We start from the raw sequence: 26,717 nt of genomic DNA, 5'->3' as shown, positions 1-26,717 counted from the left end.
GCGACGCCCGTACGGACGAACGGCACTTCAGGCTCAGTGGACCGGTGGACGGTCCGGCGGCTGGTTCCACGGCCGGCCGGACGTCCCCCGGTCCGTTCGTATGTGCTGCCAGGGCATTCCGCCGTGCGGGAAGTGACAGGCCACGGTGTGCGTGCCGGCGACGGTGACCTGAGTGGCCCGCGGAATCTCGGTCTCACACCGCGTACGCCGCCCCGGCGCGAGCAGCGCGGCGACCGGACAACGGGCCAGGAACCGGCACCCCGCCGTGACCGGCACCCCGGACGGGGGCTCGCCCGGCAGCACGATCCGACGCCGGGCGCGCTCCGCGACCGGGTCCGGCAGCGGGACGGCCGACAGGAGGGCCCGCGCGTACGGGTGCCGGGGCGCGTCGAACACCTCGTCCACGGGCCCCGTCTCCACGGTCCGCCCCGCGTACATCACCGACACCCGGTCGGCGATCTGCCGCACCACGGCGAGGTCGTGCGACACCAGCAGGTAGGCCGGCCCCAACTCCCTCTTCAGCCGCAGCAACAGATCCAGAATCTGCGCCTGCACGGACACGTCCAACGCGGACACCGGTTCGTCGAGCAGCAGCAACGCGGGCTCGACGGCCAGCGCCCGCGCGATCGCGACCCGCTGCCGCTGCCCCCCGGAGAACTGATGCGGATACCGCTCCGCGTCCCCCGCCTCCAGCCCCACCTGCCCGAGCAACCGCGGCACCCGCGCCGCTACGACGTCCCGTGGCACCCGCCGCGCGTACAGCGGCTCGGCAACGATGTCACCGACCGGCATCCGCGGATCGAGACTCGACATGGGATCCTGCGGCACGATCTGCACCGCCCCGCGCAGCAACCGCGCGGTACGCCGCGTCAGCCGCGCGACATCCTGCCCGAGGATCTCCACGACGCCCGCCTCGGGAGCGGTGAGCGACAGAATCTCCATGAGCGCGGTGGACTTCCCGGCACCGGACTCACCGACGAGCGCGAGGGTCTCACCGCGGCTTACTTCCAGGTCGACCTCTTCTACGGCGATCACCGCGCGCTCGCGACGGCGGCGGCCGGTGGGCGGGACGTAGGACTTGGCCAACCCGGTGACCCGTAGGACGAGTTCGGGGGAGGGCGAGGTGGGAGGAGCGGGCGAGGTCGATGGGGGGAGGGAGAGAGTGGGGCGCGGGGGACCAGGGACGGCTGGAGTGGGGCGTGCCCATGACCCCGGGGTTCCGTGGCGGGGTGTGGGCGGTGCGATGAGGCTCCCCGACAGCTCCTCGCCCGGCACGTGCCCTTTCGCTTCCCCTCCCGCCTCCCCGCCCGGCGGAAACAGTTCCACCGCCGTCCGCTGCGACACCAACCGAACCCGGCGGCAAGCCGCTTCGTGGGCGGCGAAACCCGCGAGGCCGGCCCTGGACGGGCTGTCCACGCCCAGGAGTCGGATGTCCGAGGTGACGCAGTCCGGCTCGGCGAGGGGGCAGCGCGGAGCGAAGGCGCAGCCCGGGCCCGCGCTGCCCGGAGCGGGGGCCGTGCCCGGGATCGGGGTGAGGGGGGAGCGGGCGTCGGGGCGGGGCACCGAGCCGACCAGGCCGAGGGTGTACGGCATGCGGGGGCGGGTCAGGACCGCCTCGACCGGGCCCGTCTCCACGATGCGGCCCGCGTACAGGACGGCCACCCGGTCCGCCGTGCGCGCGACCACCCCCAGGTCGTGGGTGACCAGGAGGAGGGCCGCGCCGGTCTCCCTCCGCACGTCGGCCAGAGCCTCCAACACCTGTGCCTGGACGGTGACATCGAGCGCGCTGGTGGGCTCGTCCGCGATCAGGACGTCGGGGCTGTTGGCCATCGCCATCGCGATCATCGCGCGTTGACGCATCCCGCCGGACAACTGGTGGGGGTACGCGCGCTCCGCCCACCCCGGCCTCGGCACCCCGACGAAGTCCAGCAGTTCCACCGCCCGGCGCTGCGCTAACTCTCGGCGTGGGCGCGGGTGTTGGTGGATGCGCAGCGCCTCCGCGATCTGGTCGCCGATCCGCTGCACCGGGGTGAAGGCGTGCAGCGGGTCCTGGAAGACCATCGCGATGCGGCGACCGCGGATCCGCGCCAACTCCCTTACCGGGAGGCCGAGTAGCTCCTCGCCCAGGAGGCGCACCGAACCGCCCACCCGGGCATCCGCCGGTGCGAGCCCCATCAGGGCGAGTGCCGTGAGTGTCTTGCCGGTGCCCGACTCGCCCACCAGGCCCAGGACTTCACCGCGTCGGAGGGTGAGGTCGACGCCGCGCACCACGGGCGAGGTGCCGAGCGTGACCGTCAGATCGCGGACCTCCAGGACGGCGTTCACCGGGACGTCCCCGACAGGGCGGTGCGGGTCGGCGTGGTCGAGTCCGCCGTCGTCGGATCCAGCGCGTCCCGCAGGGCGCCGCCGACCAGGTTGACGGCCAGCACGAACGCGATCAGCAGTCCCGTGGGGAAGAAGAACATCCACGGATACACCAGGGCCACGTCCGTCGCGTCCGCGATCAGCGTGCCGAGGGAGACGTCCGGCGGCTGGACGCCCAGCCCGAAGTACGAAAGCCCGGTCTCGCTGATCACCGCCCCGCCCACGGCGATCGTCGCGTCCGTGATGAGGAACGACGCGGTGTGCGGCAGCACATGCCGCCAGATGATCCGCGGCGGGGAGACTCCCATCAGCCTTGCCACCACCACGAATTGACGCTCCTTCAGAGACAGCGTCATACCGCGTACCGCCCGCGCCGTGACCATCCAGCCCAGCAGCGCCAGCAGCCCGACCAGCGCGATCCAGCCCCACTCCCGCAGCCTCGGCGCGACCACCACCAGCACGAGGAGACCCGGGAGGACGAGCATGAGGTCCACGACGAACATCAGCACCCGGTCCGTCCAACCGCCGAAGTAGCCGGCGCAGGCACCCACCGCCGCTGCCAGCACGGTGGAGAACAGGGCCACCAGCAACCCGATCAGCAGCGACTTCTGCAGCCCCCGCACCACCTGCGCGAACACGTCCTGCCCGATCCGGTTCGTGCCCATCCAGTGCCGTACGTCCGGCGGTTGCCGCAGCGCCGTGTAGTCGACGTCCGTATGCGTCCACGGGCTGACGAACGGCCCCACGAAGGCCAGCGCGAACAGCGACAGCAGGACCGCGAGTCCGCACAACGCCCCGGGCCGCCGCACCATTCGCCGCAGCACCGTCCAGCCCCGGCCTCCTCGACCGTCGACGCCCGTCACGGCTGCCGTACCCGAGGGTCGAGGAGCGCGTGCACGACATCGGCCAGCAGCCCGGCGAGCAGGACGACGGCCGCGGCGAACAGGTCGATCGCCACCACCGAGTTGACGTCGCCCTTCTGTACCGAGTCCACGAGCCAACTGCCCATGCCGGGCCAGCCGAAGATCTCCTCGGTGAACACCGCCCCGGTGAACAGGGTCAGCACCCCGAAGGAGAAGAACACCGACACCGGGACGAGCGAGATCCGCAGCCCGTGCCGCAGCAGCGCGCGCCCCGGGGTGAGCCCCTTGGCCTGCGCGGTGCGCAGATGGTCGGCGCCGAGCACGTCGAGGGTGGCGGCCCGCTGGTAGCGGCTGTACGCGGCGATCGCCGGGAGCGCCACGCAGATCGCCGGGAGGAGCAAGTGGGCGGCGGTGTCCCGGAGTTGGACGGGCCAGCCGCCCTGTAGTCCCGGTGTGTGCTCGCCGGTGTAGAGGATGACAGTGCTGCCGGCGGCCCGGTTGACCGCCAGCGCCCCGGTCTTCAGCAGCAGCGCCAGCACGAACGTGGGCACGCACAGCACCGCGAACGAGAACACCGTCAGCGCCCGGTCGCCCAGCCCGCCGCGCCGGACCGCCGCCCACACCCCGGCCAGCACCCCGACCGCCGTGCCCGCCACCGTGCCCACAAGAAGCAGTCGCACCGAAACCCCGACCCGGCGGCTGAACTCGGCGTTCACGGACTCGCCGTCGATGGTCCGGCCCAGGTCGCCGTGGACCGCCCGGTCCGCCCAGTGCGCGAAGCGTTCCGGCAGCGGGGCGCGGTCGTCCATGCCCAGCCGGGCCAGCTCGGCGTCGACGACCCGGCTGGGCGGAGGCGGCTGCCGGCCCTCGAAGTAGGCGCGCGGATCGAGCGCCGTCGAGGCGAGGGCGTAGGTGAGGACGACGGAGGAGAGGAAGAGGATCGTGCAGTGGACCAGGCGCCTGAGGATCAGGGAGAGCATGGAACTCGTTCCGCTTCATGTGGGTGACACATCGTGATGTTAAGCTCCGGCTCCGCAATTCGCGGGACAGTTCGGGCAGTTGACGGTTCGTCCGCACTGGGAGGGCCGTTAGGTGCAGCGATTACGGGTCTGGTCCGCCTGGGCGGTGGCCTGCGTACTCACCCTCCTCGTGGCCGCCTGTTCCGGTTCCCCGGCCCCCGACCGGCACCCGGCCCTGCCGACGTACGGCACCTCCGACATCAACTCCCGACCCACAGGCGCCCTTCGCGCGGGCGGGACGCTGACCCTGCCGATCGCGCAGATGGTCACGCAGTTCAACTTCGACCACGTCGACGGCGCGTTGGACGACGTGTGGACCGTCGACAGCATGACCGAGCCCCGGCTCTTCACCCGAGACGTCAAGGGCGTCCCGCACGCGGTCCCCGAGTACCTTCTCGCCGCGTCCGTCACCGGTACCTCGCCCCAGGTCGTCACCTACCGGCTCAACCCGAAGGCCCGCTGGTCCGACGGAACGGCCCTGGGTTGGCGGGACTTCGCCGCCCAGTGGCACGCGCTGGACGGTTCCGACCCGCGTTACCTGGTCGCCGACACCAGCGGCTACGACCGCATCGCGAGCGTCAGCCAGGGCGCCGGCCCGCACGAGGTCCGCGTCACCTTCAAGCAGCCGTACGCCGACTGGCGCAGGCTGTTCACCCCGCTCTTCCCGGCCGCCGGCTATGACACCCCGCAGCGCTTCAACTCCGGCTGGCAGGGCCAACTGCCCATCACGGCAGGCCCGTTCAAGCTGGAAGCGGTCGACAAGACGGCACAGACGCTCACCTTCGTGCCCGACCCCCGATGGTGGGGCACCCGGCCCCGGCTCGACCGGATCGTCTTCCGGGTCCTCGACGCCGACGCCGCTCTCCAGGCCTTCCTGAACGGCGAGGTCGACGCGGTCAACGCGGCCACCAGCGAGGCCTATGCCCAGTTGGAGAAGGCGCGCGACAGCGACCTCCGTATCGGCTCCGCGTGGGACGAGGTGCACATCACCCTCAACGGCGCGGGCGGCGCACTGGCCGACCGGTCGGTGCGCAATGCGGTCCAACAGGCCGTCGACCGAACGGCGTTGGCCGACGTCGCCGCCGAGGGCCTCCCGGTGAAGGTGCCACTGCTCGGCAACCACTTCTTCATGACCAACCAGCCCGGATACACCGACAACTCCCGCCCGTACGGCAGTTACGACCCCGAGGCCGCCGAACGCGCCCTGGACGCCGCGGGCTGGAAGAGCCCCGGCGACGGCAGGACACGTGTCAAGGACGGCCACAGCCTCACCCTCCGCTTCGTGCTCAGCGAGGGCACCAACCGGCTCGGCGAAGACCTCGCCCAACTCGTCCAGCACATGCTTGCCCAGGTCGGCTTCCAGGTCGTCATCCAACAGGTGCCCGCCTCCGCGTACGCGCCGCAGTACTTGGAGAAGGGCAACTTCGACCTCGCCATCTTCCGCTTCACCGGCCTGACTTACCCCAGTTCCGCGTACGCCATCTACCGCCGCCCCGAGAAGGGGCAGGCCTTCCAGAACTACGGCGGGGTCGGCTCGGCCGAGGTGGACAAGCTCCTCGCCCAGGCCGTCGGCACCCTCGACGAACAGGCCGCCAAGAAGCTCTACGAGCGGGCGGACGCCGAGATCTGGAAGCTCGGCCACGACATCGAGCTGTATCAGCGGCCTCAAATCCTCGCCGTCCGCAAGGGGTTGGCGAACTACGGGGTGCCGGGACTCGGCGACATCGACTTCAGCCGGGTCGGCTGGCAGAAGTGAGCGTGCGAAGGCCCCGTACGGACGGATCCGTACGGGGCCCACGCGGCGGGTGTGTTCAGGCACGCGTCCGGGTCAGCGCTCTCTCGTCGGCCTGCTGGCGCACCATGTCGTAGCCGAACGCGGCCGAGGCCAGCGTCACATGGTGGTGCCAGCCGCGGAAGGACCGGCCCTCGAAGTCGCCGAGCCCGAACTCCTCGTGCATCCGGCCCAGCGCCTGATCGGCGAACCTGCGCAGCTGCGCCAGCGGCACGATCTCCGCGAGCCGGCGGGCCGGGAGGTTCGTCAGCCAGTAGGCGCGCGGCCGGGGGCGGCCGTAGGGCCAGTCCGCGAGGAGCAGCCGTGGACGGGGGACCGCACCGGTGGCCGGGTCCGCGCGGAGCAGGACCGGTCCTGTCACGAACTCCGAGTGCCGCATGCGTTCGGTCACCGGGTCGTGCCAGGTGACCGAGGTGCGCTCACCGTGCCGGGCCGCGTGTCCGGCGAGTTCGGCGAGCGTGCCGCGCATCCCGGGGGTGGTGGCCTGCCGTCGGGGCAGCAGCACCGGGGTGTGCGGCGCGGCCTGCACGAGATAGCCGAGGCCCCGTGCCTCAAGGCCGCGGAGCAGCGGGTCGGGGTCGCTCTCGCAGCGCCAGTCGGCCAGTACCGGCAGCGGTTCCAGGGACCACTCGTCGAGCATCTCGTCGAGTGCTTCCAGGACGTAGCTCCAGCGTGGCCGGCAGCGTTCTTGGACCGGTACATGGGCCTGGACGCGCAGCCGTTCGTCGCGGTCCCAGCGGGCCGGCAGCATCAGCCGCCAGTTCACCGGGACCCCGCCGGCCTGCCCCACCAGCGAGGCGGCCAGGGCCAGTTGGCAGTTCACCGTCCGCTCCCGCGAGGCCGCGTACTGCCGGGCCACGCCCACCGAGCGGTCGCCGTTCTTGGCGAAGACGACCTCGTCGATGGACCAGGCCTCGGCACGCGAGGCCCGCACCACCTGCCGGGCGAGCCGTCCCCGTACGGGAGCGGACGCCCACGGACTCTGGTTCACGAACTGCTGGATCTGCTGCACGGCCCGCCTGCCGAGCACCTGCTCGGAGATCCGGGCGGGCGTCTTGCGCCCGGGTACGTCCAGCAGCCCGCGCACATACACCTCGCCCCAGCGTCGCTGGTCGGCACGGGTGAAGTCGCCGAACAGGTCACGGCAGTAGGCGGGGAGACCGGCGGAGGTGCCCGGCGGTGCCCCCGGGGCGCGCATCGGGGGTAATGGGAGGGTGAAGGTCGCGAGTTCAGTCATGGTTGCACTCGTCACCCCCAGCCAGCAGGAAGGCGTCCGTCGCGAGCAACGCGTCCGCCACGTCCGGCAGCGCACAGCCCACGATGACGAAGTCGACGTCCAGGCCCGCCTTGGTGCGCTGGAACAGCAGCTCGTTGATGGCCGGTCGGCACATGCCCCCGACCTCGCACAGATGGAACTCCACCCGGCGCGGGGTCGCCGCCATGACCTCGGCCAAGATCCGCCGGAACTTGCCCAGTTCGGCCGCGTCGATCACCCCGTGGCAGACGACGTGCGCGGTGCCGCCGTCGAACGAGGTGCGCATCCGCAGCCGCATCGTGGCCGGCTCCAACTCGACCCGGACCCGGACCGGTTCGTCGCCGCGCGGCAGCCGGACGGTGAGGGCCTTGCCGTCGAAGTTCTGGTACGGCTGGTCGTCGACCCACACCCGGGTCAGCTCCACCGTGCCGGCCGGCAGCAGATCGGGCGCCACGCGCAGCACCTGGTCCGGGAGGTCCTCCGGGCGGGGCTTGAAGTGCAGGGTGATCGGGTCGTTGCTGAGCAGCAGCCCGGTGTAGGTGGCGGCGAGGTAGCACAGCTCCAGGGCGTGGTAGCCGGCCATGGCGTGGCTGCCCTTGAGCCGCTCGGTGCCCAGCAGGTACGGGATGCCGCTGGCGAGGACGTTGAAGTAGACGCCGCCGTCCTGGTAGTCGAGGAAGAAGGCGTTGTAGAACGCCGCCGCCTCGCGCCCCAGCCGCAGTTGCTCCGGGTCGCCGGTGGTGCCGGCCAGGATCAGATAGGCGAGGATCGCCTGCTCCTGCTGCCACCAGGCCTTGCGGTCGTGCCACACCATGCGGTGGATGCCGCTGTCCGGGTCGGGCTGCCGCTCGACCACGTCCAGCCAGCCGCCGCGCAGCCCGTCGCTGCCCACCGCCGGCATGATCTCGGCGATGTGCTCGGCGGTCGTCGCGTACTCGGGCTTGTCGAACAGGGCCTTGATGCGGGTCAGGTTCCAGGCGATCTTCAGGTTGTGCCCGACCACCGCCCGGTCCTGCTGCCAGCCCCAGGTCCGGTCCGGACTCCAGTCCGCGTGGAACCGCTCCTGCACGAACGGGCTGTTCGGCTCGTCGGGGAACCGCTCCACGATGGTGTCCGCGGTCTCCTCAAGGAGCGCCGCGAAGTCCGAACGGCCCGTCGCCAGATAGGCGTTGATCAGATACGCCGGGGCGTGGTCGCCGACCGAGTTCCAGTTCTTGCGGGCCCGGTTGCGGCCCAGCGAGTCGGCGTTCGGGTCCAGCGTGATCGGGTCGAGGTGCGAGAAGAACCCGCCGCGCACGGGGTCGCGGAAGTACTTCTGGAACAGCGCGGACGTCCGGTCGATGTCCTCCAGGATCCGCGGGTCGCCGGTGATGCGGAACGTCTGGGTGGGACCGGCCAGCGCGTAGATCTGCTCGTACATCGGGATCGCGTCGAAGTCGTCGCCGAACTCCGAGGCGAACACCGGGCGATGACCGGACGAGGTGATGTCGATGCCGTGGTACCAGTAGGTGATGCCGTCGGCCTGGTCGTCGACGCGCATGTGCTCGCGCAGGTACAGGGTGCCGGCCTCGGCCGCCTCCAGGAAGCGGTCCTTGCCGGTCAGCAGATACGCGGTGGACAGGCCGTAGACGAGCCGGGAGATGGTGTCCGTCTCCTGGCGCACGTCCCCGTCGGCGAAGTCCGGCAGATGGGTGCCGCTGAGCGTGAGGTGGGTGCGGAACCCGCGCCAGTCGTACACCCCGTCGGAGAACTGGCCGCGCAGATAGAAGTCGGCGATGGCGGTGGCCTGTTGGACCCACCAGTTCGGGTGCTCGAAGACGTACTGGCCGCGGGTCTCCTCCGGGAAGGTGATCTCCTTCGCGTCGAAGCGGGAGCCGCCCTCCCACTCGTAGAGGATGCCGTACGCGAAGACGAACCGGCCCTCGGCCAGCATGTCGACGGTGTCGGCGGTGGTGTCGCGGTAGTCGTCGCCGAGGTTGCGGACGATGCGCGAGACGGCGTTGGACGCCAGGTGGACCGTGAACTCCCGTTCGTCGGAGGTGCGCAGGCCGAAGCGGCGGCCGGTCGGGCTGTAGTACGTGACGTAGCCCGCGAGGGTGTCGGATTGGATGCGGCGTTGGGCAGGGGTAGTCATCTCAGATGCCCTTCTCGTCGGGCAGAGCCGCCAGCAGGACGACGCTGCGGCCCTGGGCGTGGTGGGTCGGACTGTCGACCAGCTCCTCTTTTCCGGGCGGCAGGACGTCGTCGGGGCCGGGGCGGGCCGTGTCGAGCACGCGGTGCCAGCGGTGACCGGGGATCTCGGGCAGCTCGAAGTCGAGGCCCAGGTGGTACATGTTGAGGATCAGATGCAGGTCGGGGTCACCGTCGAAGCCGCCGTACGTGCAGGCCAGCACCCGGGCGTTGGGGTCGTCCCAGCCGGGTTGGTGGAGCCGGGTGCCGTGCCAGGTGATGTCGGGCTGGGAGCGGGAGTTGAGGCGTTCGGAGAAGAACTGCGGTTCGCGCAGGGCGCGGTAGCGCTTGCGGAGCTGGATGACGCGCCGGGTGAAGCCGGTGGTCTCCTTCTCCTTCCTGGCCTGGTTCCAGTCGAGCCAGGAGACCGGACTGTCCTGGCAGTAGCCGTTGTTGTTGCCGCCCTGGCTGTTGCGGAACTCGTCGCCGGCCAGCAGCATCGGCACCCCGCGGCTGAGCATCAGCAGGGACAGCAGGTTCTTGATCTGCCGTACCCGCAGGCACTCGACGTCGACGTCGTCGGTGGGGCCCTCGACACCGCAGTTCCAGCTGTAGTTCTCGTCGGCGCCGTCGGCGTTGGCCTCGCCGTTGGAGTGGTTGTGCTTGGAGTTGTAGCTGACCAGGTCGTTGAGGGTGAAGCCGTCGTGGCAGGTGATGAAGTTGATGCTGTTCGTGGGGAGTTCACCCTGCGCTGCGAACAGGTCGGCCGAGCCGCCGAGCCGGGACGCGACCTCGCCGACCATCCCCGCGTCACCGCGCACGAACCGCCGTACGTCGTCCCTGAATGGACCGTTCCACTGCGCCCAGCGCTTCCCCGGGAACCGGCCGACCTGATAAAGGCCGCCGCCGTCCCACGGTTCCGCGATGATCTTCGTCTCGGCCAGCACCTGCGACAGCTCGATCGCCCACAGGGCCGGCGGCACCGCCATCTCGTAGCCGAGCGGGCCGCGGGAGAGTTCGGAGGCGAGGTCGAAGCGGAAGCCGTCGATGTGGTGCTCGGTCACCCAGTACTCGAGGCTCTCCACGATGAACTTGGTGACCATCGGATGGTTGGCGTTGACGGCGTTGCCGCACCCGGTGAAGTCCATGTAGTGCGAGCGGTCCTGCGGCCACAGGTGGTAGTACGCCTCGTTGGCCGCGCCCCGGAAACTGATCGTCGGCCCGAACTCGTTGCCCTCGCTGGTGTGGTTGAAGACCACGTCGAGGATGACCTCGATGCCCGCCTGGTGGAACGCCTTCACCATGTCGCGGAACTCGGTGATGTGCGTGGCGAGATGGGGGCTGGAGCAGTAGCCGGTGTGCGGGGCGAAGAAGCCGTAGGGGTCGTAGCCCCAGTAGTTGCGGCGCGGGGTGCCGTCGGGTCCGGTGCGCAGGACCTGGGTCTCGTCGAAGTCGAAGACCGGCAGCAACTCCACTGCGGTGACGCCGAGTTCACGCAGGTGCGGGATCTTGTCGATGACGGCGGAGAAGGTGCCGGGCCGCTCGGCGTCCGAGGTCGGCGACGCGGTCAGACCGCGCACGTGCATCTCGTAGACGACGGTCTCCGCCATCGGGGTGCGCAGCGGGGTGTCGCCCTCCCAGTCGTAGTCGTCGAGGTCGACCACCAGGCTGCGCATGCAGCTCGCGACGTTGTCGCCGGGGCCGATGGCGTGGGTGCGCTCCCAGCGGCCGTTGATGTTGGCGCGCGCGTACGGGTCGATCAGCACCTTGCGGTGGTCGAACCGGGTGCCCAACTCGCCGTTGTCGCGCGGTCCGTCGATGCGGAACGCGTAGACCTGTCCGGCGCCGATCCCGCTGACGTGGCAGTGCCAGAAGTGGAAGCTGCGGTGGCGGTCGGGCAGCAGGGTGATGGTGCGGTAGGGCTGCGGGCTGTCGCAGTGCTCGAAGAGCAACAGGTCGACCCGCGTGGCGTGTTCGGAGAAGAGCGAGAAGTTGACACCGTCGGCGTCGACGGTGGGGCCCAGCGGCTGTGGCCGCCCGGGGGTGACGTCGGAGGGACGGCCGCCGGTGGAGGAACCGGTGGCCTGGTCGGGGCGTAAGGTCATCTGTTCTGTCATGGCATCGGTCGCAGAGTCCGTCGGAGTGTCGTACGCATGGGTGGCCACCCTCAGGTGAGTGCGGCCCGGGCCGCGGTCGGGGCGTCGGCGCGGAGGCCGGCGAAGAGTTCCTGCCAGGGCACGGGAGTCGCGCCCGGTCCTGTCTCGCTGCGCATCTCGAAGGTCACGCCCTGGGCGGCGGGGGAGTAGAGCGCCTGCACACAGGCGTCGGCGACCAGCGGGCGGGCCACCCGGCCGTCGCCCAAGTCGCCCTGTTCCAGGTGCAGATGGCCGTGGCCGAGGTCGTCGGTCAGCCAGCCCGGCCGGATCACGGTGTACGGCAGCCCGGAGGAGCGGACCGCGTTCTCGCCGGCCAGCCGCCAGTCCAGCATCCGGCCGTAGGCGTTCATGGGGTGGTCGCGGCGGGTCACATGGCGCTGGCTGACCAGCACGAAGTGCGGGGCCGCGGCGGTGGAGCGCAGGGCGTCGAGGACATGGCGGACCCCGGTGTGCAGGGTGGTCTCCGGGCTGTCGGGACCGGCGTCGTCGGTGCCCGGCTCCACGATGTAGACGACCGCCGAGCAGCCGTACAGCGGGGTGCGGACGGAGTCGGGGGAGCGCACGTCGGCCGCGAAGAACTGGGCCTGCGGCGGGGTGTGGCGGCGGGCGCGCTGGGTGCTGCGGCCGATGACGCGGACGCTCTCGCTCCGGGCGAGCAGTTGACGGGCGACGAGCCGGCCTGTGCGGCCGGTTCCTCCTATGACGGCGATCGGGCTGTCCATCGAGGTCTCCACGGGGGCTGCGGAAGAGCCGGAAAGGGCGGGGGAGCTGAGGGTGCTCAGATCCAGTGCAGGATGTCGTCGGAGCTGGTCAGATGGGTGCCGGTGGGCAGCCCGGTGACGGCGGGCACCCGCAGCCGCGGATAGACGCTCACCCCGGACAGCCGGGTGCCGGGCCGCAGATCGGCGGCCTCGCCGATCGCGGAGTGGACGAGCCGGACCGGGTTGTCCCGCTCGGAGTGCACCCGCGCCATCGGCCCGACGTACGAGTCGGTGATGCGGGCGTACGGCCCGACGACAGCGCTGTCGCCGATCGCCGTCCGGCTGAGCCGGGCGCCCTCGTCCACGTCGACACCGTCACCGATGTCGCTGAACCGCAGCTTCACGCACGGTCCGATCTCGGCGTTGCGCCCGATGCGCACGGCGGGCCCGATCACGACACTGCCCTCGGAGATCTTCTGGGCGAGGGTGGTGCCGGTCACGCTGTCCTTGGTGCGCAGGCTGGACTCGTGGATCCAGTACGGCGGGTCGGTGCTCGTCGGCTCGCCCATGGCTCTACGCATCCAGGCGTAGCGACCGCCGAGCACGTCGCCGAGGGTGGCCAGGTAGTCGGCGATGCTGCCGAGGTCGCCGAGCCGGTCGATGGGCGCGGCGGCGACCGGCAGCCCGCGCCCGACCAGCCAGGGCAGCAGGTCGCCGCCCCAGTCGAGGCGCTGCTGGGCGAGCCGGATCATCTCGGGGTTGCGCGCGGCCAGCCGCAGCCTGCCGCAGTCGACCAGGTACATGCCGGCGTTGGTCGGCAGGGTGCGGACGGACGAAGGCAACGATGTCTCGGGGAAGATCCGGTGGACGCGGTCCAGGGTGGGCTTCTCCACGAACCCCGAGACCAGTCCGTCCGGGGAGGTCTGCATCACGCCGTACTTGCCGGCGATCTCCTCGGGGGTACGACCGACCGAGGCGACGGTCACGGCGGCGTCGGCGGCGTCGTGCGCGTCCTTCAGTCTGCGCAGGTCGAACTCGAAGACGGAGTCCACCGGCAGCACCAGGGCGCGGCCGGTCAGGTCCCACTGTTCGAGGTTGTGCAGGGTGGCGGCGCCCGAGCCGACGTTGTAGCGGTCGAGGCGGGCGCGGGAGTAGTGGATCTCCACGCCGAACCGTTCGCCGTGGCCGAGCACGAGCTTGATCTGGCTGTGGTTCTCGGCGCCCTGGGCGATCACGTAGAAGCGGCGGATGCCCTGGTCGCGGCAGGACTCGACGAGCCACTCGACGACCGAACGGCCGACGAACGGGATAAGGGCCTTGCTGCGGATGTAGTCGGCCGAGGCGAGGGTGAGCGGCTTGGCGCGTTCGCCCCGGCCTCCCGCCAGGATGATTCCTAACGTCTCGTCCCCCATGACAGTCCTGCCTCCTCGGCTGACAAATCAACGCTCTTCAGTCAACTCGCGCTGTCATGTGGAGTCAAGTAAAAAGTAAAACAAAGGAGTTGGGGCGAACGTGAAGAAGCCCCGGTTGATGTCTCGACCAGGGCTGATGCTGCTTTACAAGAATGTTCGAGCGGACCCGAGAATCAGATGACTCTCAGTCGGACCAGCGCGCCGAGCGTCAACGCGCCCGGAATGATGGGGATCCAGACGGTGATGATCCGGTAGGCCAGCACCACCGCCGTGGCCACCGCGACCGGGCCGCCCGCCGCCACCAGCGCCACGATCAACGCGGCCTCCACCGAGCCGATCCCGCCCGGCGTCGGCACCAGCGCGACCGCGACCGTCGCCGCCAGATAGGCGAGCGCCATCTGCGCGGGCGGCACCGGTAGGTTCAACGCCTGCCCCACCGCGACGAGTCCGGCCGCCTGGAGCGCGGGGAACGCCAGCGAACCGCCCCACAGCGCCAGTGCCCGGGCCGGCCGCGTGTGCACGGAACGGGCCTCGCTGAACGCCGTACGGAGGAACGACAGGATCGCCGTCCGCAGCCGCCGTACCAGAACGAGGGCCAGGACCGCCGCGCCCAGTACGGCGCCGATGATCACGAGCAGCGGGCCAAGTGCCCCCGCCGGAAGGAGAGTTCCCAGGCGCAGGGCGCCCGGGAAGGCGATCAGCAGACCGGTGAGCAGGGTCAGCCGGGCTATCGACTCCGCGAGCAGGTACAGGGCCAGCGCCGCCGATGAACGGGCCAGCGGCAGCCCGCACACCGTCAGGAAGCGCAGGTTGACCGCGCCCGCGCCAAGTCCCGTGGGCAGCAGGTGGTTTGCCGCGCCCGCCGCGAACTGCGTGGCCAACAGCCGCCGCGCGGGCAGCCGTTCGACCACGGCACCCTGCCGGGTGAACGCGGCGGCGACCCAGGTCAGACAGGTGGCACCGGCCGCCGCCACCAACCAGGGCCACTCCGCCGCCCGCAGCTGGCCGAAGCCCTCGACGAGAACGGACCGGTGCTGGACGGCGACGACGGTGACCAGGAGCAGCGGAAGCAGGCACAGGATCTGCCGGACGCGGACGTGTCTCACATCACTGGAGGGTTTCCGCGCCACGACAACTGCGGGTTGCGGCAGCGGGGACAGCTCCTTACGCGCGTCGTTACACGAGGCTGCGGTGAACACGTTGACCTCAACGCCGCTTGAGGTCCTACGGTCTCTCCCATGAGCATGGAAAGCACGGCCTGGACCCAATTGCACAGTGTCATGACCGCAGAACAGGAACGCCGCCCCTTCGCCCGCGCCACGCTGCGCCGCATCGCGGAGTTCGCTCGGCCGCACCGCCGCCCGATCGCGCGGTTCGTCCTGCTCGGGGTGGTGACCGCGCTGCTCGCCGTCGCGACTCCCGTACTCGCCGGGCACGTCGTCGACGCGATCGTGTCGGGCGGCGACGACGGGACCGTCGTACGCCTGGCCCTGCTCATCGCCCTGATCGCGATCGCCGAGGCGGCCCTCGGGATTCTTGGTCGGCGGCTCTCCGCGGCGCTCGGGGAGGGGCTCATCCTCGATCTGCGGACGGCTGTGTTCGATCATGTGCAGCGCATGCCTGTCGCGTTCTTCACACGTACCCGTACGGGCGCGCTCGTCTCCCGACTCAACAACGACGTCATCGGAGCCCAACGGGCGTTCAGCAACACCCTGTCCGGAGTGGTCAGCAACTTCGTGACGCTGCTGCTCACGCTGGCCGTGATGCTCACCCTGTCCTGGCAGATCACCCTGCTCGCGCTCGTGCTGCTGCCGGTGTTCGTGATCCCGGCCCGCCGGATGGGCAGCCGGATGGCCGGCATGCAGCGCGAGGCGGCCACGCTCAACGCCGCGATGAGCACCCGCATGACCGAACGCTTCTCCGCGCCCGGCGCGACCCTGGTCAAGCTCTTCGGCCGCCCCGACGAGGAGTCCGTGGAGTTCGCGGAGCGAGCGAGCCGGGTCCGCGACATCGGCGTCCGCACGGCCACCGCCCAATCCGTCTTCATCACCTCTCTGACCCTGGTCTCCGCCCTGGCCCTCGCCCTCGTCTACGGCCTCGGCGGCTGGTTCGCCCTGCACGGCACCCTGGAGCCGGGCGCGGTCGTGTCGCTGGCCCTGCTCCTGACCCGCCTCTACGCCCCGCTCACCGCCCTCGCCGGGGCCCGCGTCGAGGTGATGAGCGCCCTCGTCAGCTTCGAGCGCGTCTTCGAGGTGCTGGATCTGAAACCGCTGATCGAGGACAAACCCGACGCCCGCGAGGTCCCCGAGGGTCCGGTCGCGGTCGAGTTCGACGAGGTCCGCTTCGCCTACCCGTCCGCCGACAAGGTCTCCCTCGCCTCACTGGAGGAGGTCGCCTCCCTCGACACCCGCGGCGGCGCCGAGGTCCTGCACGGCATCTCCTTCCGCGCCGAACCCGGCCAGACCATCGCCCTCGTCGGCTCCTCCGGCGCCGGAAAGTCGACGATCGCCCAACTCCTGCCCCGGCTCTACGACGTCGACGAAGGCGCCGTACGCGTCGGCGGCGTCAATGTCCGCGACCTCACCGCCGCCTCCCTGCGGGCCACCCTCGGCATGGTCACCCAGGACGGCCACCTCTTCCACGACTCGGTCCGCGCCAACCTCCTGCTGGCCCAACCCGCCGCCACCGAGGCCGAGTTGTGGGACGCCTTGCGCCGCTCCCGCCTCGACGATCTCGTACGGTCGCTGCCCGACGGCCTGGACACGGTCGTCGGCGAACGCGGCTACCGGCTCTCCGGCGGCGAGCGCCAACGCCTCACCATCGCCCGGCTGTTGCTGGCCGGGCAGCGCGTCGTCATCCTCGACGAGGCCACCGCCCACCTGGACAACACCTCGGAAGCGGCCGTCCAGGAGGCACTCACCGAGGCGTTGCAGGGCCGCACGGCCGTGGTGATCGCCCACCGGCTGTCCACCGTGCGCTCCGCCGACCAGATCCTCGTCGTCGAGGCGGGCCGCATCGTGGAACGCGGCACGCACGAGCAACTCCTCGCCACCGGTGGGCGATACGCCGAGCTGTACCGCACCCAGTTCGAGAAGCAGCCGGAGATTGGACCGGTCCAGGAAGCGGTGGTGTGACGGCGGAGCGGCGTAACGGGCGTCAGGGCTCGCGGTGCTCGTTCGCCGCCTGCTCCAACCCCTCGGCCTCCGCCTCGGCCACCCGGATCTCGGCCGCCACGTCGATCGAGCGGCTCAGCCACCAGTACAGCAACCCGGCGACCGGCAGCCCGACGAACAGGGAGAGGTCGGCGCCGTCCATGGCGTGCGCGATCGGGCCGACGTAGAGCGTGCCGACGGAGAAGAACGGCACCATGACGCCGAAGCCCACCAGGTAGGAGATGATCCCGTGCCAGCCCCAACGGCCGTACATGCCATGGGGGTTGAAGATCTCGGCGATCGCGTAGTGGCCGCGGCGCACCACGTAGTAGTCCATCAGGTTGACCGCGGTCCACGGGATGAACAGATAGAGCACCAGCAGCAGGAAGTTGTTGAAGTTCGTGAGGAAGTCGGCGGTCGCGGCCATCGCGCCGACCAGGGAGAGTACGGCCGTCAGCCCGATCGTCAACGCCCTTACGGACACGGTCGGTTGGACCTTCTTGAACGAGTCGATCGCGCTGATCAGGGTCAGCGAACCGCCGTACATGTTCAGCGCGGTCACCGAGACCAGGCCCAGGGTGGCGAAGAGCAGCACGATCGCGCCGAAGCCGCTGAACACCTTGTCGCCGGCCGCGTTGATCGAGCGGATCGTGTCGAAGTCCTTGCCCGCCCAGGCGGCGAGCAGCGCGCCGAGCGTCATCAGCCAGACCCCGCCGAGCGCCGAGCCGAAGTAGGTCCAGTAGAAGGTCTTGCGGACGGTCACGTCCGGCGGGAGGTAGCGCGAGTAGTCCGAGACGTAGATCGCCCAGCTGATCTGGTATCCCGCGACCACACCGAACTGCGCGAGGAACGGCGTCCAGGAGAAGCCGCCGAGGTCGAAGGAGCCGGCCGGGTAGTGCAGGGTCGCCAGCACGCCCACGGTGAAGATCCCGAAGACGACCAGGAAGGTGTAGGTCAGGAACTGCTCCGCCTTGTGAATGACGTCGTAGCCCACCAGCGCGATCACGAAGCCGACCACGGTGACCACGGCCACCCACATCTTGGTGCCGCCGTGCACCGTGGTGTGCAGCGCCTCCCCGGCGAGGATCGTGTTGAAGACGTTGAAGCCCGCGTACTGCACATACGCGAACAGCCACACCAACAGGGCGCCCACGTAACCGAATTGGGGCCGCGACTGGATCATCTGCGGCAGCCCCAGCTGTGGGCCCTGGGCCGAGTGGAAGGCCATGAAGAAGGTGCCGAGCAGGGTGCCCGCGACGATCGCGATGAGCGACCAGATGAGGTTGCCGCCCTCGGTGATGCTGATCAGGCCGACGGCGAGGGTGGCGATCTGCGCGTTCGACATGAACCACAGGGGCCCCAGGTGCCACAGCTTGCCGTGGCGCTCGCTGAGGGGCACATAGTCGATGGAACGTATCTCCAGCCCGGACACCCGGGGCTCTGATGTGGTGGTCACGGCGTCTCCAGGGTGCTGATCCGGCCTGTGTGGCCACATTCATCCCCCGCACGGGAACCGGCAACCGCAACCGAAACTGTGAACCACGGTCTTTACCTGGTCCTTACGAGAAGCGCGTCCGGCCGTCTGCCCGGTACATCCCGGAGACCTGGTGATCACCATCCGTTACGCTCGGGTGTGGACTCCGCCGACCTCACGGCCTGACCATCGCACCTGGAGGAAGCCCATGAGCGAGATCGAGATCCGCGACGACCGGGCGGCAGGCCGCCTGGAGGCGATCGCCGGCGGTGAAGTCGTGGGCCACATCGAGTACTTCGTCCTCGAATCCCCCGCCCGCGCCCTCGTCCCGGTCCACACGCTCGTGGAACCGGCCCACGAGGGAAAGGGCATCGCGGGTTCCCTGGCCCGCGAGCTGTACGGCATCGCGGCCCGCGAGGGCATCGTCGTCGCCCCGCTCTGCCCGTACGTCGTCAAGTGGGCGGAACGGCATCCTGAGGAGGCACCGGCCGCCGACCCGGCGTTGCTGCGGGCGGCGATGGAGTGGCTCAGGGCGCATCCGGGTCGGTTCTAGGGCACCGTTCGCTTCTGAACCTGCGGACCTGAACCGGTGGGGCCCGAACCGGTGGCCTGAAGATCGAACCTGAAGAAAGGCACGCCCGCGTGCTTGCCCTCCTGCACACCTCGCCCGCTCACGTCCCCGTCTTCGACGCCCTGCGCGACGAGGACCACCAGGGCCTGGAACTACGGCACTTCGTCGACGAGGACCTGTTGGCACGGGCCCGCCGCGAGGGACCGGAAGCGGTGGCCGGGGCGGTGCGGGACGTGCTGGACGCGGCCGTCGCCGAAGGGGCCCGGGCGGTGCTGTGCACCTGCTCGACCATCGGCGGGGTCGCGGAGACGGCCGGTGCGCGGGTCGGCGTGCCGGTGCTGCGCGGTGACCGCCCGATGGCGGCGGCCGCGGTGGCCGCCGGTCCACGTGTCGTCGTGGCCGCGACGCTGGAGAGCACCCTGGAACCGACCGTGGCGCTGGTCGAGGAGGAAGGCAGGTGTTTCGGCCGCCCTGTGGGACTTCTCGAAGTCCGCACACTGCTCGTCGAGGACGCCTGGACCCGCTTCGAGGCCGGCGACACCGAGGGCTGCGCCCGGCTGGTCGCGGACGCCGTGGACGCGGTCACCGGCGCCGACGCGATCATCCTCGCGCAGGGCTCCATGGCACCGGCCCAGCACCTGACGACCACGGCGATCCCGGTGCTGTCGAGTCCCCGCCCCGGGCTCGCGGCCGGTGCGCGTGCGGCGTGCGGCGGGTGAGCCCACCCGGGTGAGTGTCCGCGCCGGTCACGGGTACGCGGGGGAGTAGTCCAGGGCCGACGTAGCCGACATTCACCACTGACTGGAGGACACGATGACCCACCCGTACCCCGACCCCGTACCCCCGGCGCCCACTCCGGGACCCGGTCCCGTGCCGGACCCGCAGCCCGGACCCGGTCCCGTACCGGTGCCGGACCCGCAGCCCCCGGTACCGCTCCCCACCCCACCACCGGGCCCTCGCCCCAGCCCGGAGCCGTCCCCGTCCCCGATCCCCCCGGGCCCGGAACCCGTACCGACCCCGGAGCCGGGACCGCCGCTCACCTGAAAGCTCGCCCGAAACGGGCCACCCGGCACCGGCCCTGCCGTCCTGGCAGGATGCCCCCATGGAACGTGTGCTTGGAATCGGCGGATATTTCCTGCGGGCCACCGACCCGGAGGCCCTGAGCGCGTGGTACCGGGACTGCCTCGGTCTGGACGTCGACGAGCACGGTCTGTGGGGTCAGGAAGCCGGGCCGACGGTGTTCGCGGCGTTCGAGTCCGGGACCGACTACTTCGGGTCCCGCAGCCAGCAGACCATGCTCAACTTCCGGGTCCGCGACCTCGACGCGATGCTCGCGCAGCTGCGCGCCAAGGGCGCGGACGTGGACGGGGAGACCCAGGACATGGAGGGCGTCGGCCGCTTCGGCTGGGTCACCGACCCCGAGGGCAACCGCGTCGAACTGTGGCAGCCCGCCTGACCGTCTCATCGGCAGGCGGGCTGCCACAGCACTCGGCACAGCGGGAGAGGTCAGCCGGAGACCTCCGAGCGGTCACCGCCCCAGAGAGTGTGGAACGAGCCGTCCTGGTCCAGCCGCCGGTACGTGTGCGCCCCGAAGAAGTCCCGCTGTCCCTGCGTGAGCGCCGCGGGCAACCGCTCGGCGCGCAACGCGTCGTAGTACGCGAGGGCCGCCGAGAAGCCGGGCGTCGGGACGCCCTGGCGGGTGGCCGCGACGACGACCTCGCGCCAGTCGTCCTGCGCCCCCGCGATCTCCTGCGCGAACGTCTCGTCGGACAGCAGGCTCGGCAGGTCCGCGCGGGCGTCGTACGCGGCGCGGATGCGGTCGAGGAAGGCCGCGCGGATGATGCAACCGCCGCGCCAGATCGAGGAGATGGCGCCGAGGTCGACGTTCCAGTCGTACTCCTCGCTGCCCGCCGCGATCTCGTGGAAGCCCTGCGTGTACGACACGATCTTCGACGCGTACAGCGCCTGCTCGACCCGGTCCGCGAAGGCCCCCGCCTCGGACTCGCTCAGCGGTGAGGCCGTGGGTCCGGCCAGACCCCGTGAGGCCTCGCGCAGTGCCGCGTGGCCGGAGACGGAGCGGGCGAAGACCGCCTCGGCGATGCCCGAGACCGGGACGCCGAGGTCGAGGGCGATCTGGACCGTCCAGCGGCCGGTGCCCTTCTGCTCGGCCTGGTCGACGACCACGTCCACGAACGGCTTGTCGGTGGCCGCGTCCACGTGGGACAGCACCTCGGCGGTGATCTCGATCAGGTAGGAGTCCAGCCGGCCCGTGTTCCAGGTGCGGAAGATGTCCGCGATCTGCGCGGGGGAGTACCCGGCGACATCGCGCAGCAGCTGGTACGCCTCGCCGATCAGCTGCATGTCGGCGTACTCGATGCCGTTGTGCACCATCTTCACGAAGTGCCCGGCGCCGTCGGGACCCACATGCGTCACACAGGGTGCCCCGTCCTTCGCCTTCGCGGAGATCTTCTCCAGCATCGGACCGAGCGAGTCGTACGACTCCTTCGGGCCACCCGGCATGATGCTCGGCCCGTGCAGCGCGCCCTCCTCGCCGCCGGAGACGCCCATGCCGACGAAGTGGATGCCCTGTTCGCGCAGGTCGTGCTCCCGGCGCCGGGTGTCCGCGAAGTGCGCGTTGCCACCGTCGATGATCATGTCGCCCGGTTCGAGGAGCGGGGCGAACTCCTGGATCACCGCGTCCGTCGGGTCACCGGCCTTCACCATGACGACCAGGCGGCGGGGCCGCTCCAGCGCCGCCACGAAGTCCTTGGCGGTCTCGGCCGCGATGAAGTCGCCCTCGCCGCCGAACTCCGCCACCAGGTCACGCGTGCGGGACGCGGTCCTGTTGTGCACGGCGACCGTATAGCCGTTGCGCGCGAAGTTGCGGGCGAGGTTGCGGCCCATGACCGCGAGACCCGTGACGCCGATCTGCGCTGAAGTGCTCATTCGGTTGGCTCCTAAAGATCAGGAAGGTCCTGACATCGGTGGTACCGGTCGTGCTCGCCAGTATTGCCCCACTGACCATCCTGGCCCGCCGGTACCCCGACCGCACGTGCTGGCCGTGCGAAGTTGTCCGCCTTCGGTCGGTGTTCCACCAGCGCTCCTTCCGCGGATACGCAACCCCAACCCCACTGGCCCCACCCGTTTCCCAACGGGCAGGGAATACCGGTCACTTGAGCCCCAGGGAGGCCGGTACCCGTCTTGTCATGGCCTGTTCGGGGCGCTTATTTTTGGCCCTCCTGACGCATGTGGAGGGGGATTCCCCATGGCCGTACGCGGTCGGCACCGCCGGTATCAGCCGAGCAGGATCAACCGGGCCTCGCTGCTCACGGTCACGGCGGGCGGCGCGGGCATCGCGATCCCGCTCGCCACCGTCGGCGCGGGCACCGCCCAGGCGGCCGAGGTCAGCACCTGGAACAAGGTCGCCGCCTGTGAGTCCAGCGGCGACTGGAGCATCAACACCGGCAACGGGTACTACGGCGGGCTGCAGTTCACCCAGTCCACCTGGGAGGCCTACGGCGGCACGGCGTACGCGCACCGCGCCGACCTCGCCACCCGGGACCAGCAGATCGCCATAGCGGAGAAGGTGCTCAAGGGGCAGGGACCCGGCGCCTGGCCGGTCTGCTCGGTGCGCGCCGGGCTCACCCGGGGCGGCGGAACCCCCGACATCCACGTGGGCGGCACCAAGGTCACCGACAAGAAGACCAAGGCCGAGGACGCCAAGACGCAGACCGTCGTCAAGCGGTCCGTGAAGGACGTCCAGCCGCAGACCACACCGCAGTCCCGCGCGGGCACCGCCGAGATGTACACGGTCGTGCGCGGCGACACCCTCTCAGGGATCGCCGACACCGAGCGCGTGGACGGCGGCTGGCACGGGCTCTACGCCGCGAACCGCACCACCGTAGGGGACGATCCCGACCTGATCCTGCCGGGCCAGCGGCTCAGCCTGCACGGCAAGGCGGCCTCGACGGCCCACACGACGACGAAACCGGCCACCAAGTCGTCGACTACGAAGTCGTCGACCACCAAGTCTCCGAAGAAGAAGGCCTCTTCGGAGACCACGGAAAAGGTCACCCACAAGAAGACGACGAGTCACTCCCTCGTCGCCCCGGTGAACGCCCCCATCGGTACCGCGTACCACGCGTCGGGTTCCTCCTGGTCGAAGGGCTACCACACCGGCGTCGACTTCCTTGTCCCCACCGGCACTTCGGTGAAGGCCATCGAGAAGGGGACGGTCGTCAGCGCCGGTTGGGCCGGTTCGTACGGCTACCAGGTCGTGATCCGGCACGCCGACGGGCGGTACTCGCAGTACGCGCACCTGTCCGCGATCTCCGTACGGGACGGCCAGTCGGTCGGCGAGGAGCAGCGCATCGGGCGGTCGGGGTCCACCGGGAACACCACGGGCCCGCATCTGCACTTCGAGGTGCGGACGGGGCCCGGATTCGGTTCCGACATCGACCCGCTCGCCTATCTGCGGGCCGGCGGCGTCAGGATTTGACTCGGGTGCGGTGCCGGTCGTGGACCGGCATCATCACGTACAGCCCGGCGTGGAACGGACCGAAGTAGCCGACCGGTTCAGCGGAGCCGGCCGGCTCCAGGGTCTCGTAACTCTCGCCGGCCGGAATCGTCGCCTGGGCCGGGAGGAGGATTCCGCCGCCCGGTGTGCCGGCCGTGATGTCCGCGGCCGGCACGTCGACGTTCACGCTCACGCCGACGGGCTGTCCAGGGAGGGCGTCCAGCAACTCCTCGACGGGCGAGGGCACCACAGGAGGTGTGGTGGTGTCGGCCGGTGCGCTCTCGCTGCCAAGCCGCTCCGTGGTCAGCAGGATCAGGCCGCCCGCCGCAACCACTCCGGCGGACAGGGCGAGCAGGGTGCCCGTCGTGCCGTAGCGGAAGGTCTCACCGAACATCGTGATGCCGACCGCCGCCGCCACCACCGGGTTCACGACCGTCAGCACTGCCAGCGGAGCCGCCAGGCCCGCGCCCCGGTAGGACGCCTGCGAGAGCATCAGACCGGCCACCGCGAACACCGCGATGACGCCCAGGAACGGGATGTCGGTCGCCGAGACCGCGCCGTTGTCCCAGTCGACCGTCACCGTCTTGGTGAACACCGAGGACATGCCGAACGCTATGCCGGACGCGGTCGCCAGCAGCACGCTGCGCACCGCCGGGTGCCGGTGTGCCGCGCGGCCGGCGATCATCAGGGTCACGACCACCGCGCCGGTGAACACGGCCACGGACACCCGCTGGGCGGTGCTCAGCGACTGACCGTCGGACGTCCCCACCAGGGACAGCAGACCCGCGAGACCGATCGTCGCCATGATGGCGCCGCGCCAGGCGGTGGAACCGGCCTTGCGGCCGACGAACAGGGCCGCCATCGGCAGCGCGAACACGATCGTCAGCGCACCGAGGGGCTGCACCAGGCTCAGCGGGCCGTAGGCCAGCGCCACCACGTGCAGCAGACCGCCCGTACCGTTCAACGCGACCGCCGCCCACCAGCTCGGGCGGCGCAGCGGCGCGTACTCCTGGTCGGGAGAGGACACCGCGACGCGCTCCTGCACGATCGCTCCGCCGGCGTAGGCCACGGCGGAGACGAGCGACAGCACGATGGACAACGCGAGGGCGCTCATCGGCAGCTCCTCTGCGTCAGGCGGGCGCCTCTGGCACCACGCGGCGAACGGTCGGCTTTCATACAGAACACGATGCCGCTTGATGTTCTTCCCGTCGTCGTACCTGAGCACCGATTGGGTAGTACTGCCGATGGAGTACGAAAGGACCCTTGTCCTCCCCAAGGTGGGTGACACCGGACGACACCCCCTGGGTGAAACCCTTAGGAGCCTTGGTACTACTGCTCTTCGTGGACCTCGACCCCGAACTCGCCGCGCTCCGCCCCCTCGGCGGCTTCTTCGTACTACGCACGGGCGGAGTGCCGCCCGGCCCGCTGCCGACGCTCGCGCGGACCTACGAAAACCCGGTGTCGGAGGTTTACGGAAATTCCCTGACTTTTCGTGTCCATGTCGTCGCGGAGCGTCTCCAGGCCCCTGAGCTGCGCATCGCCGCCTCGATCGCCCAGCAGGCGCTCGCGGCCCGGCTGTGGTCGGTGGCGCTCGGCTGCGCCGCCCTGTACGGCCGGATCCCCGACCTCGACCCGCTACTGCTGCACTGGGACGCCGACAGCGGCGCCCCGGACGACCTGTGGCTGGCCGAGGTCCGCCCGCTGCCCGGCGACGCCCGCGCCCTCGCGGACACCGTGCTCCACGCCCACCTCGAACCCCTGAACGCGGCCCTGGTCGCCCGCCACCGCATCGCCACCGGCCTCCTGTGGGGCAACGTGGCCTCCGCGCTCGCGGGCGCCGCCCGGGAACTGGACCGCTGGGCACGCACGCGTGGCCGCCGGGACGTCGCCACGCGCGCGCGTGCGCTCACCGCGGAACTCCTCGCCCACCCGCTCCTCGCCGGAACCGGAACGTTCACCGGCGGCTCCTTCCGGCGCCGCAGCTGCTGCCTCTACTATCGGATCCCCGGTGGCGGGGTGTGCGGGGACTGCTGCTTCACACAGCTGCCTGGCTCTTCCCGAAACGCCGCTTCTGGGTGACCATGAGGGCAATCAGCCGCCGAGAACAAGGGGTTTCGGGTGCGAGTGGGACTGCTGACCCGGGAGTACCCGCCGGATGTGTACGGCGGCGCGGGCGTCCATGTGGAGTTCCTCGCCCGGGAGTTGAGGCCCCTGGTCGATCTCGACGTGCACTGCTGGGGTGAGGGCCGCACGGAGGGCGTCGTACGCCACCGCTCGTGGCCCACCCTCGACGGCGCCAACGACGCCCTGCGCACCTTCTCCGTGGACCTCTCCATGGCCGCCGCCCTCGAAGGCCGCGAACTCGTTCACTCCCACACCTGGTACGCCAACCTCGCCGGCCACTTCGCCAAGCTCCTCCACGGCATCCCGCACGTGATGACCGCCCACTCCCTGGAGCCGCTGCGCCCCTGGAAGGCCGAGCAGCTCGGCGGCGGATACGCCCTCTCCAGCTGGGCCGAGCGCACCGCGATCGAGGCCGCCGACGGCGTGATCGCCGTGTCGGGAGCCATGCGCGAGGACATCCTCAACTGCTACCCGACGCTGGACCCCGCCAAGGTGCAGGTCGTCCACAACGGCATCGACACCACCCTCTACCAGCCCGACCACGGCACCGACGTCCTCACCCGGCTGGGCATCGACCCCGACCGCCCCTACGTGCTGTTCGTCGGCCGGATCACCCGCCAGAAGGGTGTGCCCCATCTGCTGCGCGCCGTGCGGGACATCGACCCGGCCGCGCAGGTCGTGCTGTGCGCGGGCGCGCCGGACACCCCCGAGATCGACCGGGAGTTCCGTGAGCTCTTCCAGGAGCTGAGCAGCGTCCGCGCGGGCGTGCACTGGATCCCGCAGATGCTGCCGCGCCCGGAAGTGATCCAGCTCCTCACCCACGCCACCGTGTTCGCCTGCCCCTCGGTGTACGAGCCCCTCGGGATCGTGAACCTGGAGGCGATGGCCTGCGGTACGGCGGTGGTCGCCTCCCGGGTCGGGGGCATCCCGGAGGTGGTGGCACATGGGGAGACGGGGCTGCTGGTGTCCGTCGACGACGACTTCGAGGCCAACCTGGCGCTCGCTCTCGACTCCGTGCTCGCCGACCCGGAGACTGCGAAACGGATGGGCGAGGCCGGGCGGGAGCGCGCGGTGGGCGAGTTCGGCTGGGACGCCGTGGCGCTGCGCACCGCGCGGCTCTACGGGGAGATCGCCAAACAGGCTTAGTGT

General features: G+C 70.6%; 20 protein-coding genes. 8 read left to right on the top strand and 12 right to left on the bottom strand.

The features are described 5' to 3' along the window. Window positions 1-33: 33 nt before the first annotated feature. From SPR02S_RS26680 to SPR02S_RS26670, 3 genes are read right to left on the bottom strand one after another with little or no spacing between them, the layout of a single operon-like run. Window positions 34-2,325 carry a dipeptide ABC transporter ATP-binding protein gene (locus tag SPR02S_RS26680; protein WP_019060070.1) on the bottom strand — a complete coding sequence of 764 codons (2,292 nt, stop codon included), beginning with the start codon at window positions 2,323-2,325 and terminating at the stop codon, window positions 34-36. Further along, entirely contained in the window at window positions 2,322-3,176 is an 855-nt protein-coding gene (locus tag SPR02S_RS26675) for an ABC transporter permease (RefSeq protein ID WP_019060069.1), read from the bottom strand. The genes SPR02S_RS26680 and SPR02S_RS26675 overlap by 4 nt, the downstream gene beginning before the upstream one ends. 47 nt (window positions 3,177-3,223) lie before the next feature. Beyond that, the gene (locus SPR02S_RS26670; protein WP_019060068.1) at window positions 3,224-4,207 is read right to left on the bottom strand and encodes an ABC transporter permease; all 984 of its coding nucleotides are present in this window, start codon (window positions 4,205-4,207) and stop codon (window positions 3,224-3,226) included. Between the two features lie 112 nt (window positions 4,208-4,319). On the opposite strand from SPR02S_RS26670, the gene SPR02S_RS26665 reads away from it, so the two are divergent. After that, a complete protein-coding gene (locus SPR02S_RS26665) occupies window positions 4,320-6,002 on the top strand; it encodes an ABC transporter family substrate-binding protein (RefSeq protein WP_245607621.1) in 1,683 nt (560 codons plus the stop codon). A gap of 55 nt (window positions 6,003-6,057) precedes the next feature. Here SPR02S_RS26665 and SPR02S_RS26660 read toward each other — a convergent pair whose 3' ends face one another. The 6 genes from SPR02S_RS26660 to SPR02S_RS26635 all read right to left on the bottom strand — a co-directional run bounded on the left by SPR02S_RS26660 (window position 6,058) and on the right by SPR02S_RS26635 (window position 14,837). Continuing rightward, window positions 6,058-7,236, bottom strand: a complete 1,179-nt coding sequence (locus SPR02S_RS26660) for an IS701 family transposase (protein ID WP_019060066.1) — start codon at window positions 7,234-7,236, stop codon at window positions 6,058-6,060. Between the two features lie 31 nt (window positions 7,237-7,267). After that, window positions 7,268-9,427: an AGE family epimerase/isomerase gene (locus SPR02S_RS26655; RefSeq protein WP_019060065.1), complete on the bottom strand. Its 2,160-nt coding sequence runs from the start codon at window positions 9,425-9,427 to the stop codon at window positions 7,268-7,270. 1 nt (window position 9,428) lies between these two features. Then, complete coding sequence (gene glgX, locus SPR02S_RS26650; RefSeq protein WP_019060064.1) at window positions 9,429-11,567, bottom strand: glycogen debranching protein GlgX; 2,139 nt, start codon at window positions 11,565-11,567, stop codon at window positions 9,429-9,431. Window positions 11,568-11,629: 62 nt separating this feature from the next. Beyond that, window positions 11,630-12,340 (bottom strand): NAD(P)H-binding protein, encoded by a 711-nt coding sequence (locus SPR02S_RS26645; RefSeq protein ID WP_019060063.1) that lies wholly within the window; start codon window positions 12,338-12,340, stop codon window positions 11,630-11,632. Window positions 12,341-12,396: 56 nt separating this feature from the next. Further along, the gene (locus tag SPR02S_RS26640; RefSeq protein ID WP_019060062.1) at window positions 12,397-13,731 is read right to left on the bottom strand and encodes a sugar phosphate nucleotidyltransferase; all 1,335 of its coding nucleotides are present in this window, start codon (window positions 13,729-13,731) and stop codon (window positions 12,397-12,399) included. Window positions 13,732-13,904: 173 nt separating this feature from the next. Next, on the bottom strand, window positions 13,905-14,837 hold the full coding sequence (locus SPR02S_RS26635; protein WP_019060061.1) for a lysylphosphatidylglycerol synthase transmembrane domain-containing protein: 933 nt from the start codon (window positions 14,835-14,837) through the stop codon (window positions 13,905-13,907). A 138-nt stretch (window positions 14,838-14,975) separates the two neighbouring features. Between SPR02S_RS26635 and SPR02S_RS26630 the strand changes: the two genes are divergently transcribed. Beyond that, window positions 14,976-16,865, top strand: a complete 1,890-nt coding sequence (locus SPR02S_RS26630; RefSeq protein WP_026150881.1) for an ABC transporter ATP-binding protein — start codon at window positions 14,976-14,978, stop codon at window positions 16,863-16,865. Window positions 16,866-16,887: 22 nt separating this feature from the next. On the opposite strand, the gene SPR02S_RS26625 is transcribed toward SPR02S_RS26630, so the two are convergent. Then, a complete protein-coding gene (locus SPR02S_RS26625; RefSeq protein ID WP_026150880.1) occupies window positions 16,888-18,339 on the bottom strand; it encodes a purine-cytosine permease family protein in 1,452 nt (483 codons plus the stop codon). Between the two features lie 175 nt (window positions 18,340-18,514). On the opposite strand from SPR02S_RS26625, the gene SPR02S_RS26620 reads away from it, so the two are divergent. The 3 genes from SPR02S_RS26620 (at window position 18,515) to SPR02S_RS26610 (ending at window position 20,384) form a co-directional block, all read left to right on the top strand. Continuing rightward, window positions 18,515-18,910: a GNAT family N-acetyltransferase gene (locus SPR02S_RS26620; RefSeq protein ID WP_281169906.1), complete on the top strand. Its 396-nt coding sequence runs from the start codon at window positions 18,515-18,517 to the stop codon at window positions 18,908-18,910. An 89-nt stretch (window positions 18,911-18,999) separates the two neighbouring features. Continuing rightward, window positions 19,000-19,647, top strand: coding sequence for an aspartate/glutamate racemase family protein (locus SPR02S_RS26615; RefSeq protein WP_019060057.1), 648 nt, complete (start codon window positions 19,000-19,002; stop codon window positions 19,645-19,647). Between the two features lie 383 nt (window positions 19,648-20,030). Then, window positions 20,031-20,384 (top strand): VOC family protein, encoded by a 354-nt coding sequence (locus tag SPR02S_RS26610; protein WP_019060056.1) that lies wholly within the window; start codon window positions 20,031-20,033, stop codon window positions 20,382-20,384. 50 nt (window positions 20,385-20,434) lie between these two features. Here SPR02S_RS26610 and gnd read toward each other — a convergent pair whose 3' ends face one another. Further along, window positions 20,435-21,874: an NADP-dependent phosphogluconate dehydrogenase gene (gnd, locus tag SPR02S_RS26605; RefSeq protein WP_019060055.1), complete on the bottom strand. Its 1,440-nt coding sequence runs from the start codon at window positions 21,872-21,874 to the stop codon at window positions 20,435-20,437. Window positions 21,875-22,193: 319 nt separating this feature from the next. Between gnd and SPR02S_RS26600 the strand changes: the two genes are divergently transcribed. After that, window positions 22,194-23,426 (top strand): transglycosylase family protein, encoded by a 1,233-nt coding sequence (locus SPR02S_RS26600; protein WP_019060054.1) that lies wholly within the window; start codon window positions 22,194-22,196, stop codon window positions 23,424-23,426. On the opposite strand, the gene SPR02S_RS26595 is transcribed toward SPR02S_RS26600, so the two are convergent. Beyond that, a complete protein-coding gene (locus tag SPR02S_RS26595; RefSeq protein ID WP_019060053.1) occupies window positions 23,416-24,558 on the bottom strand; it encodes a DMT family transporter in 1,143 nt (380 codons plus the stop codon). The genes SPR02S_RS26600 and SPR02S_RS26595 overlap by 11 nt on opposite strands. A gap of 209 nt (window positions 24,559-24,767) precedes the next feature. Between SPR02S_RS26595 and SPR02S_RS26590 the strand changes: the two genes are divergently transcribed. Then, entirely contained in the window at window positions 24,768-25,523 is a 756-nt protein-coding gene (locus SPR02S_RS26590; protein WP_019060052.1) for a (2Fe-2S)-binding protein, read from the top strand. Window positions 25,524-25,562: 39 nt separating this feature from the next. Then, entirely contained in the window at window positions 25,563-26,714 is a 1,152-nt protein-coding gene (gene glgA / locus SPR02S_RS26585; RefSeq protein ID WP_019060051.1) for a glycogen synthase, read from the top strand. The last annotated feature ends 3 nt before the right edge of the window (window positions 26,715-26,717 follow it).

It is taken from the genome of Streptomyces prunicolor NBRC 13075 (assembly GCF_000367365.1).
In the GTDB taxonomy this organism is placed as follows: domain Bacteria; phylum Actinomycetota; class Actinomycetes; order Streptomycetales; family Streptomycetaceae; genus Streptomyces; species Streptomyces prunicolor.
Note: the sequence above shows the minus strand (reverse complement) of the source record. Positions and strands in the feature narration are given on the sequence as shown.